16 protein-coding genes are annotated in these 16,909 nt (G+C 61.1%); 9 read left to right on the forward strand and 7 right to left on the reverse strand.

Annotation, left to right across the window (positions count from 1 at the left end; translation table 11 throughout):
* Positions 1-36 precede the first annotated feature (36 nt).
* The 3 genes from PH605_RS05990 to PH605_RS06000 are packed head-to-tail and all read right to left on the reverse strand — an operon-like array spanning position 37 to position 2,354.
* Entirely contained in the window at positions 37-1,311 is a 1,275-nt protein-coding gene (locus tag PH605_RS05990; RefSeq protein ID WP_142844664.1) for an NAD(P)/FAD-dependent oxidoreductase, read from the reverse strand.
* A gap of 15 nt (positions 1,312-1,326) precedes the next feature.
* Positions 1,327-1,995 (reverse strand): haloacid dehalogenase type II, encoded by a 669-nt coding sequence (locus PH605_RS05995; RefSeq protein ID WP_142844665.1) that lies wholly within the window; start codon positions 1,993-1,995, stop codon positions 1,327-1,329.
* Positions 1,992-2,354, reverse strand: coding sequence for a hypothetical protein (locus PH605_RS06000; RefSeq protein ID WP_125145792.1), 363 nt, complete (start codon positions 2,352-2,354; stop codon positions 1,992-1,994). The genes PH605_RS05995 and PH605_RS06000 overlap by 4 nt, the downstream gene beginning before the upstream one ends.
* Here PH605_RS06000 and PH605_RS06005 point away from each other — a divergent pair.
* The 7 genes from PH605_RS06005 to PH605_RS06035 all read left to right on the forward strand — a co-directional run bounded on the left by PH605_RS06005 (position 2,319) and on the right by PH605_RS06035 (position 10,766).
* A complete protein-coding gene (locus PH605_RS06005; RefSeq protein ID WP_142844666.1) occupies positions 2,319-3,155 on the forward strand; it encodes a GNAT family N-acetyltransferase in 837 nt (278 codons plus the stop codon). The genes PH605_RS06000 and PH605_RS06005 overlap by 36 nt on opposite strands.
* Positions 3,156-3,170: 15 nt before the next feature.
* Positions 3,171-4,544 carry an aspartate aminotransferase family protein gene (locus PH605_RS06010; protein WP_142844667.1) on the forward strand — a complete coding sequence of 458 codons (1,374 nt, stop codon included), beginning with the start codon at positions 3,171-3,173 and terminating at the stop codon, positions 4,542-4,544.
* A 255-nt stretch (positions 4,545-4,799) separates the two neighbouring features.
* Positions 4,800-5,513 (forward strand): HAD-IA family hydrolase, encoded by a 714-nt coding sequence (locus tag PH605_RS06015; RefSeq protein ID WP_065657190.1) that lies wholly within the window; start codon positions 4,800-4,802, stop codon positions 5,511-5,513.
* Between the two features lie 93 nt (positions 5,514-5,606).
* The gene (locus tag PH605_RS06020; protein WP_142844668.1) at positions 5,607-7,217 is read left to right on the forward strand and encodes an ABC transporter substrate-binding protein; all 1,611 of its coding nucleotides are present in this window, start codon (positions 5,607-5,609) and stop codon (positions 7,215-7,217) included.
* Positions 7,218-7,309: 92 nt separating this feature from the next.
* On the forward strand, positions 7,310-8,260 hold the full coding sequence (locus PH605_RS06025) for an ABC transporter permease (RefSeq protein WP_003524664.1): 951 nt from the start codon (positions 7,310-7,312) through the stop codon (positions 8,258-8,260).
* Positions 8,260-9,111 (forward strand): ABC transporter permease, encoded by an 852-nt coding sequence (locus PH605_RS06030; RefSeq protein ID WP_059753371.1) that lies wholly within the window; start codon positions 8,260-8,262, stop codon positions 9,109-9,111. Before PH605_RS06025 ends, PH605_RS06030 begins: the two co-directional genes overlap by 1 nt.
* Positions 9,111-10,766 (forward strand): ABC transporter ATP-binding protein, encoded by a 1,656-nt coding sequence (locus PH605_RS06035; RefSeq protein WP_142844669.1) that lies wholly within the window; start codon positions 9,111-9,113, stop codon positions 10,764-10,766. The genes PH605_RS06030 and PH605_RS06035 overlap by 1 nt, the downstream gene beginning before the upstream one ends.
* 216 nt (positions 10,767-10,982) lie before the next feature.
* On the opposite strand, the gene PH605_RS06040 is transcribed toward PH605_RS06035, so the two are convergent.
* Entirely contained in the window at positions 10,983-11,459 is a 477-nt protein-coding gene (locus PH605_RS06040) for an Lrp/AsnC family transcriptional regulator (protein WP_003506856.1), read from the reverse strand.
* A gap of 230 nt (positions 11,460-11,689) precedes the next feature.
* Between PH605_RS06040 and PH605_RS06045 the strand changes: the two genes are divergently transcribed.
* Positions 11,690-13,015, forward strand: a complete 1,326-nt coding sequence (locus tag PH605_RS06045; protein WP_142844670.1) for an NAD(P)/FAD-dependent oxidoreductase — start codon at positions 11,690-11,692, stop codon at positions 13,013-13,015.
* A 7-nt stretch (positions 13,016-13,022) separates the two neighbouring features.
* Here the strand turns inward: PH605_RS06045 and PH605_RS06050 are convergent, their stop codons facing one another.
* The 3 genes from PH605_RS06050 to PH605_RS06060 are packed head-to-tail and all read right to left on the reverse strand — an operon-like array spanning position 13,023 to position 15,839.
* A complete protein-coding gene (locus PH605_RS06050; RefSeq protein WP_142844671.1) occupies positions 13,023-14,174 on the reverse strand; it encodes an NAD(P)/FAD-dependent oxidoreductase in 1,152 nt (383 codons plus the stop codon).
* Positions 14,167-15,549 (reverse strand): FAD/NAD(P)-dependent oxidoreductase, encoded by a 1,383-nt coding sequence (locus PH605_RS06055; RefSeq protein ID WP_142844672.1) that lies wholly within the window; start codon positions 15,547-15,549, stop codon positions 14,167-14,169. The genes PH605_RS06050 and PH605_RS06055 overlap by 8 nt, the downstream gene beginning before the upstream one ends.
* Entirely contained in the window at positions 15,528-15,839 is a 312-nt protein-coding gene (locus tag PH605_RS06060) for a (2Fe-2S)-binding protein (protein WP_142844673.1), read from the reverse strand. The genes PH605_RS06055 and PH605_RS06060 overlap by 22 nt, the downstream gene beginning before the upstream one ends.
* A 113-nt stretch (positions 15,840-15,952) precedes the next feature.
* On the opposite strand from PH605_RS06060, the gene PH605_RS06065 reads away from it, so the two are divergent.
* Positions 15,953-16,876, forward strand: a complete 924-nt coding sequence (locus PH605_RS06065; RefSeq protein WP_142844674.1) for a LysR family transcriptional regulator — start codon at positions 15,953-15,955, stop codon at positions 16,874-16,876.
* Positions 16,877-16,909 lie beyond the last annotated feature (33 nt).

The raw sequence follows: 16,909 nt of genomic DNA on the forward strand, positions 1-16,909 counted from the left end.
ATCAAGTCCGGCATGACGGAAAAACTAACAGCCCTTCTACTGAATTTTGTCCAGCATCTTGTAATAAAGGCCCACCAGCGGCAGGAACCACGGCTTGCCGAAATGACCGGGAACCGCCGGCCAATCAAGCCCCTTCAGCGGATTCTTGTCCGGCCGTCCCAGAATGGCGTCAGCCATAATCATCCCGAGATGCGTCGAGAGCTGCGCGCCGTGGCCGGAGTAACCCATCGCGTACCACACACCGTCATGAAAACCGGCGCGCGGATAACGGTCCTTGGTCATGTCCACCAGGCCGCCCCAGCAATAATCGATCGGCACATGGGAAAGCTGCGGGAAGATGCGATGCAGGCTTTCCGTCAGGATCGCGCCGCTTTTGGCGTCCGAACGCTGGTCCGACGTGGCGGAAAAGCGGGCGCGACCGCCGAAGATCAAGCGATTGTCCGGCGCCAGACGGAAATAATTGCCGATATTCATGGAGTTGACATAGGTGCGGTTACCCGGAACCGAGGCCTGAACCTCGGCATCCGTCAGCGGCCGCGTGGCGATGATGAAACTGCCGACGGCGATGATGCGGCGACGGAAATAACCGAAGCCGGACGGCGTGTAGGCGCCGGTCGCCACCAGAACATTGTCGGCCGTCACCTTGCCGCGCGGAGTTTCCAGTTCATGGGTCCTGCCGTTCTGGATGTGCTTCGTCACCGCCGCATTTTCGAAGATCACGGCGCCATGACGGCTGGCGGCTTCGGCCAGGCCGGCCACATAACGGCCCATATGCATCATGGCGCTCTTTTTCGAGAGCATGGCGCCATAAAAGGGCGAACCGATCTCCGACTTGAGATCGGCCGCGGAAAGAAGCGCCGTATCGGGATCGACCTCGGCATGCAGCTCCTCGAAATTCTTCGCCAGACCTTCGAAATGCTGCGGTTTCGACGCCATTTTAAGCTTGCCTGCCCGGCGGAAATTGCACTCGATCCCCTCCTCCGTAATCAACGCCTCCAGCGTATCGATGGAGGAATCGAGCGCCTTGTAGAGCGCGATAGCCCGCTCCTTGCCGAGTTCCGCCTTGGCGGAGAGATAGGAATGGGCAAGGCCATTGTTGAGATGGCCACCGTTGCGGCCCGAAGCGCCCCAGCCCACGCGCTGCCCTTCCAGAACGACAACGCGCGCACCGGCTTTCGCAAGCTGGCGCGCGGCACCGAGACCCGTGAAGCCGCCACCGATGACGGCCACATCATAATGGCCTTCGACAGGACCTTGCGCCGCCCCGGAAAACTGGGGCGCCGTGTCGTGCCAATAGGAGACGAGCTTCATGATCAATGTCCTCTCTTACAGTCCGACAACGCCCGCAAGGCCGGAAATGTCTGAAATTTCCGTGTAACCGTAATAGGGATTTGCAGGTTCATGGCCACGGTTGACCCAGACCTTGTTCTTGATGCCGAGGTCATGGGCGGACATCAGATCGTAGCGGAAGGAGGACGACACGTGCAGGATGTCCTCCGGGCCGCAACCGAGCATGTCGAACAGATATTCGAAAGCCTTGAAATGCGGTTTATAGGCCTGTGCCTGCTCTGCCGTATAGACGGCATGGAACGGTGCGCCGAGTTTGGCGACATTCGACATGATCTGTGAGTTCATGGCGTTGGACAGAATGACCAGCGGGATCTCCTTGGCGACCTTGGAAAGACCCGCCGGAACGTCGGCATGCGGCCCCCACGTCGGAACCCGCTCATAGATCATTGCTGCATCTTCATCCTTAAAGGCTACACCATTGCGCTTGCAGGTGCGCGACAGGGCATTGTGGACGACCTCTGCATAAGGCTTCCAGTCATGCATGACCTCGTCGAGACGATAGGCGGAAAAATTCTTGATGAACTCTTCCATCTCCGCCTCTCCCAGACGATCACCGTAGAGATCGCGGGCAGCCTCTGCCATCTGGAAATGAATGAGCGTGCCGTGGCAATCGAAAGTGATGTATTTAGGGCGGAAGATGGTCATGTCGTCGTCATCCTTGCTTGGGGATTGGTGGTGGCTGCAATAATCAGATCATAGAAAGCCTTTGCCCGGTCGGCGCACCGCAATTGCCATTCGCGGAAGCAGATTGTTGCGTATGCAGCCGCCAGTTTGGCAGAGAGTTGCGTTGAGGCAAACCGGAAGCCGCCGCCAGTCCCCGGTTTACGGCCGGGTGCGGACAAGATGCGGCATAAGATGCGGCGGCGGATAAAAGCAACAGCGAAACATATCGAACCTTCCCATTTGTCGGGACAATCTTCTTTCGGCATCGGTCTATCAATGAATAAGCAGAAAAACGGAGTTCCGGCATGCAGGCGAGCCTGATCGATATCCAAACGTTTCAACCGGACCACCTCGACGCGGCCGTTGAACTTTCCCGCCAGGCCAGCTGGCCGCACCGGAAAGAAGACTGGGCGCTGGTCCTTTCCCTGAGCAAGGGTTTCGTAGCCCTGGAAAACGGGCGCGTCGTCGGAACCGCCATGGCGACGATTCTTGGAGACACCTGCGCCACCGTCAATATGGTGATCGTGGACGAGAGCATGCGCGGCCGCGGCCTTGGACGCCAGCTGATGGGCGCGGCATTGGACGCAGCAGAAAATCGCGAGTGCCGTCTTGTCGCCACGGCCGACGGCCTGCCCCTTTATGAAAAGCTAGGCTTCGCCGCCTGCGGCGAGGTGCTCCAGCATCAGGGCATTCCGGCCGCGACCGACAGACCGGAAGGTGTCACCTGGGCGGAAACCATCGATCCGGCCGAACTCGCCGCGCTCGATGCGCAGGCTTTCGGTGCGGATCGCACGGCCCTCTTTGCAGCACTTGCCGACAGGGCGCGTTTCGCCCTCGTGCAGGAACACGGCGTCATCAAGGGCTTTGCAGCACTTCGCGCCTTCGGGCGCGGCGAAGTCATCGGCCCGGTCGTGGCGGAAAACGCTGAAATCGCGAAAGATCTGATAGCATTCGTGTTTTCTGAACGTCCCGGCGCATTCCTTCGTGTGGACACCACGGCCGATACGGGCCTTGCCCCCTGGCTTGCCGAACGCGGTCTTGGCCATGTCGGCGGCGGCATCGCAATGCGCCGGTCGAAAACCGAAATCCCCGCCGACAAAAAACTGAAAACATTCGCATTGACCAGCCAGGCGCTGGGCTGAATCCGGAGAGACCCCATGTTAAGCAATTCACTGATCGAACTGGATCGCGCCCATCTGGTGCACCCTGTCTCCTCCTTCCGCGGCCATGAAAAGCTGGGCGTGCGGGTGCTGCAATCGGCACGCGGCGCCACCGTCACCGATATGACCGGCCATCAGCTGATCGACGGATTTGCCGGCCTGTGGTGCGTCAATGCCGGCTACGGGCACGACAGCATTGTTGAAGCAGCGGCAAAGCAGATGCGGGAATTGCCTTATGCAACCGCCTATTTCGACATTGGCAGCGAACCGGCGATCCGGCTGGCCTCGGAGCTTGCCGACCGCGCACCGGGCGATCTCAACCACGTCTATTTCACGCTTGGTGGCTCCGATGCGGTGGACAGCACCATTCGGTTCATCCGCTATTACTGGCACGCCAAGGGCCAGCCGCAGCGCGACCAGTTCATTTCCATCGAACAGGGTTATCACGGCTCCACCACCGCCGGTTCGGGCCTCACCGCCCTGCCCGCTTTCCATGCCGGTTTTGGCGTGCCCTACGACTGGCAGCACAAAATCCCGTCGCACTACGCCTACCGTAACCCGGTGGGAAGCGACCCGGCCGCCATCATCGCATCCTCCCTGCAAATCCTGAAGGACAAGATCGAGACGATCGGTCCGGACCACGTCGCCGCCTTCTATGCGGAACCGATCCAGGGTTCCGGCGGGGTTCTCGTGCCGCCTCCCGGCTGGATCAAAGCCATGCGTGACCTCTGCCGGTCCTATGGCATCCTCTTCGTCGCCGACGAGGTCATCACCGGCTTTGGCCGCACGGGGCCGCTGTTTGCCTGTGCCGACGAGGATATCGTGCCGGACTTCATCACCACCGCCAAGGGTCTGACCTCCGGCTACGTGCCGATGGGCGCCGTCTTCATGGGGGACCACGTCTATGATACAATAGCCGACTTCGCAGGCGAGGCCGCAATCGGGCATGGCTATACCTATTCCGCCCATCCCGTCAGCGCCGCCGTCGGTCTCGAAGTGCTGAAACTTTACGAGGGCGGGCTGCTGGAAAACGGCCGCCGCGCCGGTGAAAGGCTGATGGCGGGGCTTGAGAGCCTCAGAAGCCATCCGCTGGTCGGCGATGTCCGCGGGCGCGGCATGCTCGCCGCCGTCGAACTCGTGACCGACAAGGACAAAAAGACGCCGCTGCCGGCCGCTGCGGCCCCCGCACGCAAGGTTTTCGACCGCGCCTGGGAAAACGGTCTGATCGTGCGCGCCTTTGCGAACGGTATTCTGGGTTACGCGCCGCCGCTCTGCTGCACCGACAGCGAGATCGACGCCATCATCGAGCGGACGCTGAAGACCCTCGACCAGACGCTCGAAGACCCCGCGGTCCGGGCCGCCATGGCCTGAGGCGAGCCGGGTGGCGTTGCGGCATCCTCTCGAAATGTCGCAACGCACCGCATATTCGCAATATTCTGCCGAAGAGCCGATCCATTTCGGCGAATCCGGTGTGCCGAAAGTGCCAAACTATTAATGCAAACGGCACTAAACGCCATAAAAAAGGGCGTAATCGTAAATGGGAACGGGGCAAGGATCCCGTCCGGGAACAGAATAATCTGCCGCAGGCTCCCCAAGAGGCTTAAGGCGGCAAAGCGGAGACCGACATTGCCCAAAAAACTGAGCGACTTCAAATATATGAGCTTCGACGTGGTGGGGACCCTCATCGATTTCGAAGGCGGCCTGAAATCGACGCTGGCCGCAATCGGCGCGGAAAACGGCGTGGAGGTCGATGGTGAAAAGGCGCTCGCGCTTTACCGCGCGGCCCGTTATTCCGACGCGACCGACCTGTTTCCGGATGACCTCGTCCGCGTATACCTGATCATCGCTCCCGAACTTGGCCTGCCGGCGGAACGCGCATTCGGTGAACGCCTGCGCGATGCGGCAAAAAGCTGGAAAGGCTTTGAAGACAGCCGCGCCGCCATGGCCGAACTTGCCAAGACGCATCGCCTCATCGCCATGACCAACGCCCAGCGCTGGGCCTTCGAATATTTCTCGAAGGAACTCGGCAATCCGTTTCATGCCGCTTTCACGGCGGATGACACCGGCACCGAAAAACCCGATCCCGCCTTCTTCGAAAAGGTCTTCGCCTTTGTGAAAAGCGAAGGCGCATCGAAGGACGACATTCTGCACGTCGCGCAAAGCCAGTACCACGATATCGGCATTTCCCGGAAACTGGGCATGACCAATTGCTGGATCGAGCGTCGCCACGCCCAGAAAGGATATGGCGGTACGATCGAGCCGGAAAACTTTACCGAGCCTGACTACCACTTCACCTCGATGGCCGGCCTTGCCGAAGCAGTGAAACAGACGGGCGGCTGAGCCGCCCCGCCAATGGCGTGCCGCGAACTGGGATGCGGCATGCCGGAAATTTCTTCAGACGCATTTCAACAAATCATACAAAAGGGGAAGACCATGAGTGACAGGATTACAAACTGGACCCGCTCCGACGATGCCGCCGTTGAACAGGCGATCCGGCGCGGCGCAACGCGGCGTGAGCTGCTTCACATGCTGCTGGCGGGCGGCGTCGCCCTTTCCGCCGGTTCGGCCATCCTCGGCCGCGCTTCAAATGCCGTGGCCGCAACGCCGGTATCCGGCGGCACGCTGAAAGCTGCCGGCTGGTCCTCCTCCACCGCCGATACGCTCGATCCGGCAAAAGCCTCACTTTCGACGGACTATGTTCGTTGCTGCGCGCTCTATAACCGTTTGAGCTTCCTCGATGTTTCCGGAACACCACAGCTGGAGCTGGCCGAAGCTATCGAAACGAAGGACGCCAAAACCTGGACTGTGAAGCTGCGTTCCGGCGTCACCTTCCACGACGGCAAGGCCCTGACGGCCGACGACGTGGTTTATTCGCTGAAGCGCCATCTCGATCCGGCCGTCGGTTCCAAGGTCGCAAAGATTGCCGCGCAGATGACCGGCTTCAAGGCTCTTGACAAGAGCACAGTCGAAATCACGCTCGCGAACGCGAATGCCGACCTGCCATCCATTCTGGCCCTGCACCATTTCATGATCGTTGCCGACGGCACCACGGATTTCTCCAAGGGCAACGGCACTGGCGCTTTCAAGCTCGAAAAATTCGAGCCGGGCGTGCGTTCGATCATGAGCAAGAACACCAATTACTGGAAGTCTGGCGGCCCGCACATCGACAGCTTCGAATTCATGGCGATTTCGGACGACAATGCACGCGTCAACGCCCTTCTTTCCGGCGATATCCAGCTCGCGGCTTCCATCAACCCGCGTGCACTTCGCCTGCTCGACAAGCAGGACGGTGTCGTTCTGTCCAAGACGACATCGGGGAACTACACCAACCTCAACATGCGTCTTGACCAGGCGCCCGGTAACAATGCCGATTTCGTCGCCGGCATGAAGTCGATCGTCAATCGCGAGCAGATCGTCAAGGCGGCCCTGCGCGGCCTCGGCGAAGTCGGCAACGACCAGCCGGTTCCGCCGATGAGCCCCTATCACAATCCGGACCTCAAGCCGAAAGCCTTCGATCCTGACAAGGCGAAGTTCCACTTCCAGAAGGCCGGCCTCATTGGCCAATCCATTCCGGTCATCGCGTCGGATGCGGCAAGCTCTTCCGTCGACATGGCGATGATCATCCAGGCTTCCGCCGCCGAAATCGGCGTCAAACTGGATGTGCAGCGCGTGCCTTCGGACGGTTACTGGAGCAATTACTGGCTCAAGGCGCCTGTCCATTTCGGCAACATCAACCCGCGCCCGACACCGGATATCCTGTTCTCGCTGCTCTATGCTTCCGACGCACCGTGGAACGAAAGCCAGTACAAGTCGCCGAAATTCGACAAGCTGATGCTCGAAGCACGTGGCATGCTCGATATGGACAAGCGCAAGCAGATCTACTTCGAACTGGAAACGATGATCGCCGACGAAGCCGGCACCATCATTCCCGCCTATATTTCGAATGTCGACGCCATCAGTTCCAAGCTGAAGGGGCTGGAAGCCAATCCGCTCGGCGGCATGATGGGTTATGCCTTTGCGGAATACGTCTGGCTCGAAGCCTGATAGACCATGGGGCCGGGCGCGAAAATGCGCCCGGTAGCCTTTCCGTCGTTGCGGAAAGCCTCCACAATCAGGCACGTCGCAGGAGCATGTGAATGAACAGCCGGATATTATCCCTTATCGCCAGGCGGCTGGTCGTCATGCTGACGACGCTGCTTATCGTGTCGTTTATCGTCTTTTCCGCCACCAGCCTGCTGCCCGGCGACACGGCGACGATCCTGCTTGGCCAGGCGGCGACGCCGGAGGCCGTGGCCGGCCTGCGCACCGCCATGCATCTCGACGATCCGGCCCTCCTGCGTTTCGTCCGCTGGCTTCTCGGCCTGCTGCAGGGTGAACTCGGCACGTCCTACGCCAACAACATGGCGATTGCCGATCTTATCGGACCGCGCTTCGTCAACTCCATGAAGCTTGCCGGCATTACCACCATCATCGCCGTGCCGCTGGCGCTGACCCTCGGCATCAGCTCCGCCATGCTGCGCGGAACGCTTTATGACCGGGCCGTAACCGTGCTGACCATCGGCGTCATCTCGGTGCCGGAATTCATGATCGCCACACTCGCCGTGCTGCTTTTCGCCGTCTATCTGAAATGGCTTCCGGCGCTGTCGCTGGTCAGCGAGGTTCACACGCTTTTCGATGTGCTGCGGGTCTATGCCATGCCGGTCATCACGCTGACCTTCGTCGTTTCCGCACAGATGATCCGCATGAGCCGCGCCGCCGTCATCGAGACGCTGGATACGCCCTATGTGGAAATGGCGCTTTTGAAGGGCGCGCCGCGCATGCGCATCGTGCTTCGCCATGCGCTTCCCAATGCGCTCGGCCCCATCGTCAATGCGGTGGCGCTGTCGCTTTCCTATCTCGTCGGCGGCGTCATCATCGTCGAGACAATCTTCAATTATCCCGGCATTGCCAAGCTGATGGTCGATGGCGTCGCAACCCGCGACCTGCCGCTGATCCAGAGCTGCGCGATGATCTTCTGCGTCGGTTATCTCCTCCTCATCACGACGGCGGATATCATCGCCATCATGTCCAATCCGAGGCTGCGCTGATGGCCGACAATATCAAAACAACTTCGGGGACCTCGCGTTTGGGTTACAAGATCAACGCAGTCGGCGTTTTCGGCTTTCTCGTCATTTTTTTCTGGGCCATGGTCGCAATCTTCGCGCCCTATCTCATTCCGCATCCGGTCGGTGAGATCGTCGATCTCGATTATTTCGGGCCGATGACCTCCGATCTCTGGCTCGGTTCCGATTATCTCGGCCGTGACGTGTTCTCCCGCATTCTCATGGGCGCGCGTTTCACGGTCGGTATATCGCTCGCCGCCGTCACCATCGCCTGCACCTCCGGCGTCGTGCTCGGCATGTGCGCCGCCGTCATCGGCGGCTGGTTCGATGCGGCGCTCAGCCGGTTTCTCGATGCGGTAAATTCCATTCCGAGCAAGCTTTTCGGTCTCGTGGTCGTCGCCGCCGTCGGCTCTTCCATTCCGGTGCTGATCATCACGCTCTCGGTCATCTATACACCGGGCGCCTATCGTTTCGCCCGGGCGCTCGCCGTCAACGTCAACACCATGGATTTCGTCACCGTCGCCCGGGTGCGCGGCGAAAGCCTGTTCTACCTCATCGGCTCTGAAATCCTGCCGAACATCGTCCGGCCCGTCCTGGCCGATCTTGGCGTGCGCTTCGTGTTCATCGTGCTGCTTTTATCGGGCCTCTCCTTCCTCGGCCTCGGCCTGCAGCCGCCGAATGCGGACTGGGGGGCGCTGGTGCGTGAGAACATCGGCGGCCTGCCGTTTGCGGCCCCCGCCGTCATCTTCCCGTCGCTGGCCATTGCCAGCCTGACGATCAGCGTCAACCTGCTGATCGACAATCTGCCGCAGAAAATCCGCGACAGGAGCGAATAATGAGCAATCTCGTTGAAATCCGTGGACTGAAAGTCGAGGCCACCACCGATTCCGGCCGCCGTATCGACATCATCAAAGGCGTGGACATCGACATCGCCGATGGCGAAATCGTCGCGCTGATCGGCGAAAGCGGTTCCGGCAAGACTACCATCGCGCTGACCCTGATGGGCTATGCCCGGCCGGGCTGCCGCATTTCCGGCGGCAGCGTCAAGGTGGCGGGCCAGGACATGGTGCAGCTTTCCGAAGTCGAACGCGCCAAAGTCCGCGGCACAAAAGTGGCCTATGTGCCGCAAAGCGCCGCCGCCGCCTTCAACCCGGCGCAGAAAATCGTCGACCAGGTCATCGAAGTCACCCGCATCCACCATTTGATGCCGCCGCAGGAAGCACGCACGCGGGCGGTGGAACTTTTCAAGGCACTGTCGCTGCCCAACCCCGAGACCATCGGCGAGCGTTACCCGCATCAGGTGTCCGGCGGCCAGCTTCAGCGCCTCTCCGCCGCAATGGCGCTGATCGGCAATCCGAAGCTGGTGATCTTCGACGAGCCGACCACCGCGCTCGACGTCACGACCCAGATCGAGGTTCTGCGCGCCTTCAAATCGGCAATGCGCAAGAACGGCATCGGCGGCGTTTATGTTTCGCACGATCTCGCCGTCGTCGCCCAGATCGCCGACCGGATCGTTGTGCTGAAAGGCGGCGAGGTTCAGGAAACCGGTACGACCACGGATATCCTCGAAAATGCCCAGCATCCATACACGAAGGAACTGCTGACGGCTTTTCATGACAAGGCGCGTGTCATCACACCCGCCAGACAGGAGCAGGCAACGCCGCTGCTGGACATCGAAAAGCTGATCGCCGGTTACGGAACGAAGGGCGAAGACAAGATGCCGCTGGTGCGTGCGGTGGATAACGTCAGCCTCTCGGTCTATCCCGGTCGTAATCTCGGCATCATCGGCGAATCTGGTTGCGGAAAATCGACGCTGGCGCGCGCCATCGCCGGCATTCTGCCCGCGGCCGGCGGCCATGTCATTTTCGAAGGCCGGGAACTGGATGCGGATGCACGGCGTCGAACCGGCGACCAGCTGCGCCGGATGCAGATCGTGTTCCAATATGCCGATACCGCACTCAACCCGTCGAAACCCATCGAGGATATTCTCGGCCGGCCGCTGACCTTCTATCACGGCATGAAAGGCAAGGCGCGCGACGCCCGGATCGATGAGCTTCTCGATATGGTGAAGCTGCCGCGCTCGGTGCGTCACCGCCACCCTTCCGGCCTTTCCGGCGGGCAGAAGCAACGCGTCAATTTCGCCCGCGCACTTGCCGCCGAACCCTCGCTCATCATCTGCGATGAAATCACCTCTGCGCTCGATACCGTGGTGGCGGCCGCGATCATCGATCTTCTCGGAGAACTGCAGCGGGAGCTGAACCTCTCCTATATCTTCATCAGCCACGATCTCTCGGTGGTGGAGACCATCTGCGACGAGATTGTCGTGATGTATGGCGGGCAGAAGGTGGAGCACCTGGAAACCGAAGCGATCAAATCGCCCTCCCACCCCTATTCGAAACTGCTGTTTTCCTCGGTGCCGAAACTCGACCCGACATGGCTCGACAATCTCCAGCAGGATGCGGAGCTGGTGCGGGCGTTTTCGAAAAGGTGAGCTGGACGAATGCCAAACAGGTATGAGAACCTCTCCTCCGTCATGCCGGGCTTGATCCGGCATCCAGCCACGACGCGTCTGCGTCGTGAAATGAGTCTCATGCGATCAAAGACTTGATCGCGCTGGACCCCGGATCAAGTCCGGGGTAACGGAGGGTGAATGCAACGCCTTCCCAAATCCATCGGTTCTGCGGATGCCTGAGGCGCTCCCTCCACCTCACAGCGGAAACAGGCTGGTCAGCGGCATATGCGATTTGATGATCGGCGATTTCAGCACCACGAAGCTGAAATATTTGTCGATGCCGACATCCATATCGGTCAGCCGCTCCATGATCGACTGGTATTCGACGATGCCAGAGGTGACGAATTTCAGCAGGTAATCGTAACCGCCCGAAACAAGGTGGCATTCCACCACCTGGTCGATCTTTTCGACAACGCCGAGGAAGCGGGCGAAATCGATCTGGCGATGGTTCTTCAGCGTGATTTCCGTAAACACCGTCAGCGTCTGGCCGAGCTTGTTGATGTTGATCTGCGCCGAATAACCCTCGATATAACCTTCCGCCTGCAGCTTCTTCACCCGCATCAGGCAGGGGCTTGGCGACAGATTGACAAGTTCCGCCAGCTCGACATTGGTGATGCGACCGTTTTTCTGCAATTCGTAGAGGATCTTGATATCGATCCGGTCAAGTTTCATCACGTGCGGAACCCCTTTTTTGTTTTTTGAACACGCGGCATAAAATTCTGGCGCGGCAAAGGAAATCTTACCACATGGGCGAGCCCTGTCGACGTGGGGATATTTTTTTGATGCAGCATAAAGAGTTGCAGAGGCGTCGCCCAACAGCAGGAGATTCCGGCAAGAGGCCCAGTCTGGCAGCGTTTACACGCCGGCTGAGGTAAATTAGGACGAATATAAGGAGTCCGACCATGCCCGCCCCGCTGCAACAGATCACGACATCGCCGGAACTGCCGACATCCGCAGACGCCGTCATTATCGGCGGTGGAATCGTCGGTGTCTTCGCCGCCTATTATCTTGCCCGGCGCGGCCTGAAAGTGGCGCTGGTCGAAAAAGGCCTGATCGGGGCCGAGCAATCCAGCCGCAACTGGGGCTGGTGCCGCCAGCAGAACCGCGACGCCCGCGAATTGCCGATTTCCACCAAGAGCCTGGCGCTCTGGGAAGAGTTTGGCGCAGAGAGCGGCGAGGACACGGGTTTTCGCCGCTGCGGGCTGTTTTACCTGAGCGACAATGAGGCCGAACTTGCCGGCTGGGCGCGCTGGCGCGACTTTGCCATTACCGCAGGCGTGACGACCCATATGCTGAGGGCCGATGAGGCGAGCGAACGCGGCCGATCCACGGGAAAGCGCTGGAAGGGCGGCGTGTTTTCGCCGACGGACGGCACGGCCGATCCTTCCATGGCAGCACCCGCCGTGGCGCGCGCCATCATCAAGCTGGGCGGCACGGTGCATCAAAATTGCGCCGCACGCGGGCTTGAGACTGAAGGCGGCCGGGTCAGCGCCGTCGTCACCGAAAAAGGCACGATCCGCACCAAAACCGCCATCATGTCCGGCGGGGCCTGGGCGTCGTCCTTTTGCCGGCAGCTCGGCATTCGTTTCCCGCAGGCCTCCGTCCGCTCTTCCATCCTCTCCGTCACACCGGGTGCGGAAGGACTGCCGGATGCGCTGCACACCGCCGCCGTTTCGGCAACGAAGAGAAAAGACGGCGGTTACACACTTGCCATCAGCGGGCTGGGGCGCATTGACCCGACGGCGCAGCAGATGCGGTTTGCCCGTGAATTCATCCCGATGTTCCTCAAGCGCTGGCGAAGCCTGCGGCCGGGCGGGCTGGAAGGCATTCGCGGCGGCCACGAGACGTTGAAACGCTGGCGGCTCGATGCGCCGACGCCGATGGAACGGGTTCGTATTCTCGACCCGAAACCCAACGCCGCCGCCATCCGCGAGACCCATAGAAGGGCGCTGGAGCTTCTGCCCGCCCTCGGCAAAACGCAGATTTCCGCCGCCTGGGCCGGTTTCATCGACAGCACGCCCGATGGCGTGCCCGCAATTGGCGAAACCAGCGAATTGCCCGGCTTCATTCTCGCCGCCGGTTTCAGCGGCCATGGTTTCGGCATAGGGCCGGGCGCCGGCCATCTGATCGCCGATATTGTGACGGGCTCGAACCCGATCGTCGATGCCGCCCCCTATCACCCCAGCCGTTTCCTGAACTCGTCCTGGGGCAAGGTCGCGGATTTCTGATCCTCGCTTAGTGGGATGCGACAGGCTGACCACGACGGAAACGGCCGATGTGAAAATCCGCAATCGGCGTCGTGGTCTTCCCGGTCGCTATCAGCTCCGCCATCACGTCGCCGACACCCGGGCCGATCTGGAAACCGTGGCCGCTGAAGCCAAAGGCATAATAAAGGCCGGAGGTTGCGGCACTGTCTCCCATGACCGGCAGATCATCGGCCATATAGCCCTCCACGCCGGACCAGGTGCGGATCAGCCGGGCATGGCGCAAGGCGAGCGCCAGCCGCAGAAGCTGACGCAGCTGGGCATCGAGCCCGGCGGGATCGTATTTCGCCCGGCGTTCATCCACCGCGGCGGCGCATCGTTTCACCCCACCGAAAATGACGTTTCCGCGCGGGATTTGCCGCATATAGATCACTTCGCCGGGAATTTTGGTGGAGACGCCAACGACCGGGTGAATGAACCATGGCAAGGGTTCCGTCACGCCCATTTGCGGGCCGGCAACCTCCAGCGGCACCGCCTCGCCCAAAGCGCCAGCAAACCCGCCGCCCCATGCGCCGCTGGCGACCAGCACGACGGGCGCGCGATAATCCCCTTCCACCGTCATTACCCGGAAATCCTCACCGGCCTTTTCGATGGCCAGAACCTCGCAATTTTCCACGATCGTTGCACCGTCCCGCTGCGCCGCACGGGCGAAGGCGGGCGCGACGAGGCGCGGATTGGCGTGACCATCATGCGGCGACCATGATCCGGCAACCGCTTCCGGTCCGATAAAGGGGAATTTCTGCCGGATGACCTCGCGCGGGAGGATATGCAATTCCAGACCATATTGCGCGGCATCGTCGCGGTATTTCTCGACCGTGGCGATCTGTTCTTCCGTCCAGAGAAACCGGATATGGCCGACGGGCATGAATTCCACATCCGCGCCGGTCAGTTGCGGGATGCGGCTCCAGATATCCCGCGATCTGTTGGCGAGCGGAAGCTGCCCGAGGTAACGGCCCTGACGGCGGACATTGCCGAAATTGGTGCCGCTCGCCTGCTGGCCGACGAGGAAACGCTCCAGCAGAATGACGCTGACGCCCCGTTGCCGCAGGAAGAATGCCGTGGCCGTTCCGACAATACCCCCGCCGACAATAATGACATCCGCCTCCGCAAGCGTGTTACGCATCATCGTCTCCCCTCACAATCGCCAGCGGCAGCGGTTTTACCGGCGCCTGCCCGCGCAGCCGTCCCGCCGATTCCACCGGCAGACCAGAGGCGGCGGCAACAATCTCCTGTCCCGCCTGCCCGCAAAACCGCCCCTGGCACCGGCCCATGCCGGCCCGCGAGAAAGCTTTCGAGCGATTGACCTCCGTTGCGCCCTTGCCGGTCACGCTCGCGCGCAGCTCTCCCGCCGTTACCACCTCGCAGCGGCAGATAATCGTGTCGTCGGCAAGTGTCTGCGCCAACTGGTGCGGCCAGGGGAAGGCCCGGGCCATTCCCTGCGCAAAGCGCCTCGCAGCTCTCAATTGCTTCCGGCAGTGGCCGATCTCCGCGCGGGGTGGCTTCAAACCCTGATCCTCAAGAAGCGCGAAGGCGGCAAGCCGGCCGGAGGCTTCCGCACCATCTGCACCGAGAATACGCACGCCATCGCCCGCCAGATAGATATTCGGCACCGAACTGCGCCCCATATCGTCCACATCCGGCAACCATTGCCGGATCGGCGGATGAAAGGAAAAGCGACAACCGGCAAGATCGGCAAGCTGGCTTTCCGCCCGCAGATGATAACCCATACCGACCGCATCGCAGGCGAGGCGCGTTTCCTCACCGGAGGCATTCCGGTAGCGGATACCGGTCACACCGCTCTCGGCGTCACCGATAATCTCTAACGGGACGATACCCCGCTCGATCCTTGCCCCGCCGGCCAACAGCGCCCCAACGAGCCGCATGCCCTTGAGGAGCTGCAACGGCCGCGCCGTCATCCCCGGCAGACCCTTGATCTGCGTGGAAAACGGCGTGGTATCCAGCACCGCCACGGGGGCCGCGCCTGCCTTCATATATTGATAAGCCACGAGATAAAGCAGCGGTCCCGTGCCCATGAAAACCACGCGCCGGCCTATCGCGCAGGCCTGCGCCTTCAGGGATATCTGCGCCGCGCCAAGCGAAAAACATCCCGGTCTCGTCCAGCCCGGCAAAGGCATGATGCGGTCGGTCGCACCCGATGCGATGATAAGGGCATCGAAATTGAGAGCTTCGGCTGTCTCGGCGCGCTGAATATGAATGCGATTGTCGCGGATTGCCCATGCCAGGGTCTGCGGCCGGTAATCGATATGGCCCGAAAGCCCATCGAATGCCTCGTGCAAGGCCTTCGCCTTGCCCGCTTCCGTGCCGTAAAGGGCCGCATAGGAACGCCGGAAATTTTGCGGCTGGCGGCGATAGATCTGGCCGCCGCTGCGATCTCCCTCATCGATGACGACGGGGCGGAGCCCCGCCCGCACCAACGCCTCGGCGGCACGCGTACCGGCAGGGCCGGCGCCCACGATCACGACGCGCAAATCGGCCATAACCCCTCCGGAACCTCGGTTCTGATATCCATGCCCGGGAGTACGGCGGTGGAACAGGCGCGCAGCCGCTCGCCTTCACCCGTCCAGACCCAGCAATCCTGACAGGCGCCCATCAGGCAGAACCCCGCCCGCTCGCCATCGGCGAACTCGGACAAACGGGCAAAGCCGCGCGAGAGCATCAGCGCCGTCAGCACTGTGTCGCCCTCCAGCGCCTCGACCGGCATGCCGTCAACCAGGACAGGGCAAGCCGCGCGTCGCTCTTCGGCAATGCGCCTGAATCTGGCCGGCATCCGCGTTTCCTTTCCCGAAATCTTCGCAGGCACCTCTCCTGCACCTTCACAGATTTCCACGGCAGAAGGTTTGCCGCCAATCGCAAATGGTCGCTTGAACAGAACCTTGGGTTATGGAAGAGATGACGCTGGAGGTTTCCATGAACGCCCGACAGCTTGAAATTTTCCGCGCCATCATGCGCGACGGCTCGGTGACGGCGGCCGCCAATTCGCTTGCCGTTTCCCAGCCCGGCGTCAGCAAGGTGCTGCACCATCTGGAAAGCCAGCTGGGTTACAAGCTGTTCGAGCGCATTGGCGGGCGGCTGGTGCCGACGATGGAAGCGCATCTGATCTATGAGGATGCCGACCGGGTTTTTCGCGAACTTGAAGTTCTGAAAAAGCTGACGCGCACCATTGGCGAGCGCAAGCTTGGCCTTCTGCGCATCGGGGCCAGCCTGCCGGTTACCTATTCCGTGCTGCCCGAGGCACTGCTTGCCTTCCGGCAGGCGCATCCAACCGTCAAAATCCACCTCAACGCCCTGCCCAAAAAAGAGATTGCCGAACAATTGCTGCTGGGTGACATCGATTTTGCGGTAACGCTTTCCACCATTCAGGCGCCAACGGTGCGCAGCGAAATCCTCGCCTCGGTACCGGTCGTGGCAGTGATGCGGCATGATGATGCTCTCGCCGAAATGATGACGGTCACGCCCCGCGACCTCGCCGGCAGGCCGCTGATTTCCTATGGCAACCATGCGGACGAGATCGGCCCGCAGCTGAACGAGGTCTTCGAACGCGACGGGCTTGTGCGCGACGTTTCGGTGCAGGTCACCTCATCGGTCGGCGCCGTACCGCTGGTACGCGGCGGCATCGGCATCGCCCTTGTCGATGGCTTGGTGCGCTGGAACAGTTTCGAGGGGGTGACGGTGCGCCCATTCATGCCTGACGTAACGATGAATGTCGCCGTTTCCACCAACACGGCCCGGCCGCTCTCGCGCTTCTTCAAACCCTTCGTCGGTGAATTGCGAAAGCTCTTTCGCGCCCTTCCCGCCCAGAATTGACGGACAAAACAATACCCGCAAGGCCTGAGCCTG

Source organism: Agrobacterium sp. CFBP 3001, assembly GCF_027871605.1.
In the GTDB taxonomy this organism is placed as follows: Bacteria; Pseudomonadota; Alphaproteobacteria; order Rhizobiales; family Rhizobiaceae; genus Agrobacterium; species Agrobacterium leguminum.

Excerpts from the sequence above, each read along its gene's own strand:
- PH605_RS05990 (WP_142844664.1), bottom strand. The coding sequence starts at position 1,311 with ATGAAGCTCGTCTCCTATTGGCACGACACGGCGCCCCAGTTTTCCGGG.
- PH605_RS05995 (WP_142844665.1), bottom strand. The coding sequence starts at position 1,995 with ATGACCATCTTCCGCCCTAAATACATCACTTTCGATTGCCACGGCACG.
- PH605_RS06005 (WP_142844666.1), top strand. The coding sequence starts at position 2,319 with ATGCAGGCGAGCCTGATCGATATCCAAACGTTTCAACCGGACCACCTC.
- PH605_RS06010 (WP_142844667.1), top strand. The coding sequence starts at position 3,171 with ATGTTAAGCAATTCACTGATCGAACTGGATCGCGCCCATCTGGTGCAC.
- PH605_RS06020 (WP_142844668.1), top strand. The coding sequence starts at position 5,607 with ATGAGTGACAGGATTACAAACTGGACCCGCTCCGACGATGCCGCCGTT.
- PH605_RS06025 (WP_003524664.1), top strand. The coding sequence starts at position 7,310 with ATGAACAGCCGGATATTATCCCTTATCGCCAGGCGGCTGGTCGTCATG.
- PH605_RS06030 (WP_059753371.1), top strand. The coding sequence starts at position 8,260 with ATGGCCGACAATATCAAAACAACTTCGGGGACCTCGCGTTTGGGTTAC.
- PH605_RS06035 (WP_142844669.1), top strand. The coding sequence starts at position 9,111 with ATGAGCAATCTCGTTGAAATCCGTGGACTGAAAGTCGAGGCCACCACC.
- PH605_RS06040 (WP_003506856.1), bottom strand. The coding sequence starts at position 11,459 with ATGAAACTTGACCGGATCGATATCAAGATCCTCTACGAATTGCAGAAA.
- PH605_RS06045 (WP_142844670.1), top strand. The coding sequence starts at position 11,690 with ATGCCCGCCCCGCTGCAACAGATCACGACATCGCCGGAACTGCCGACA.
- PH605_RS06050 (WP_142844671.1), bottom strand. The coding sequence starts at position 14,174 with ATGCGTAACACGCTTGCGGAGGCGGATGTCATTATTGTCGGCGGGGGT.
- PH605_RS06055 (WP_142844672.1), bottom strand. The coding sequence starts at position 15,549 with ATGGCCGATTTGCGCGTCGTGATCGTGGGCGCCGGCCCTGCCGGTACG.
- PH605_RS06060 (WP_142844673.1), bottom strand. The coding sequence starts at position 15,839 with ATGCCGGCCAGATTCAGGCGCATTGCCGAAGAGCGACGCGCGGCTTGC.
- PH605_RS06065 (WP_142844674.1), top strand. The coding sequence starts at position 15,953 with ATGGAAGAGATGACGCTGGAGGTTTCCATGAACGCCCGACAGCTTGAA.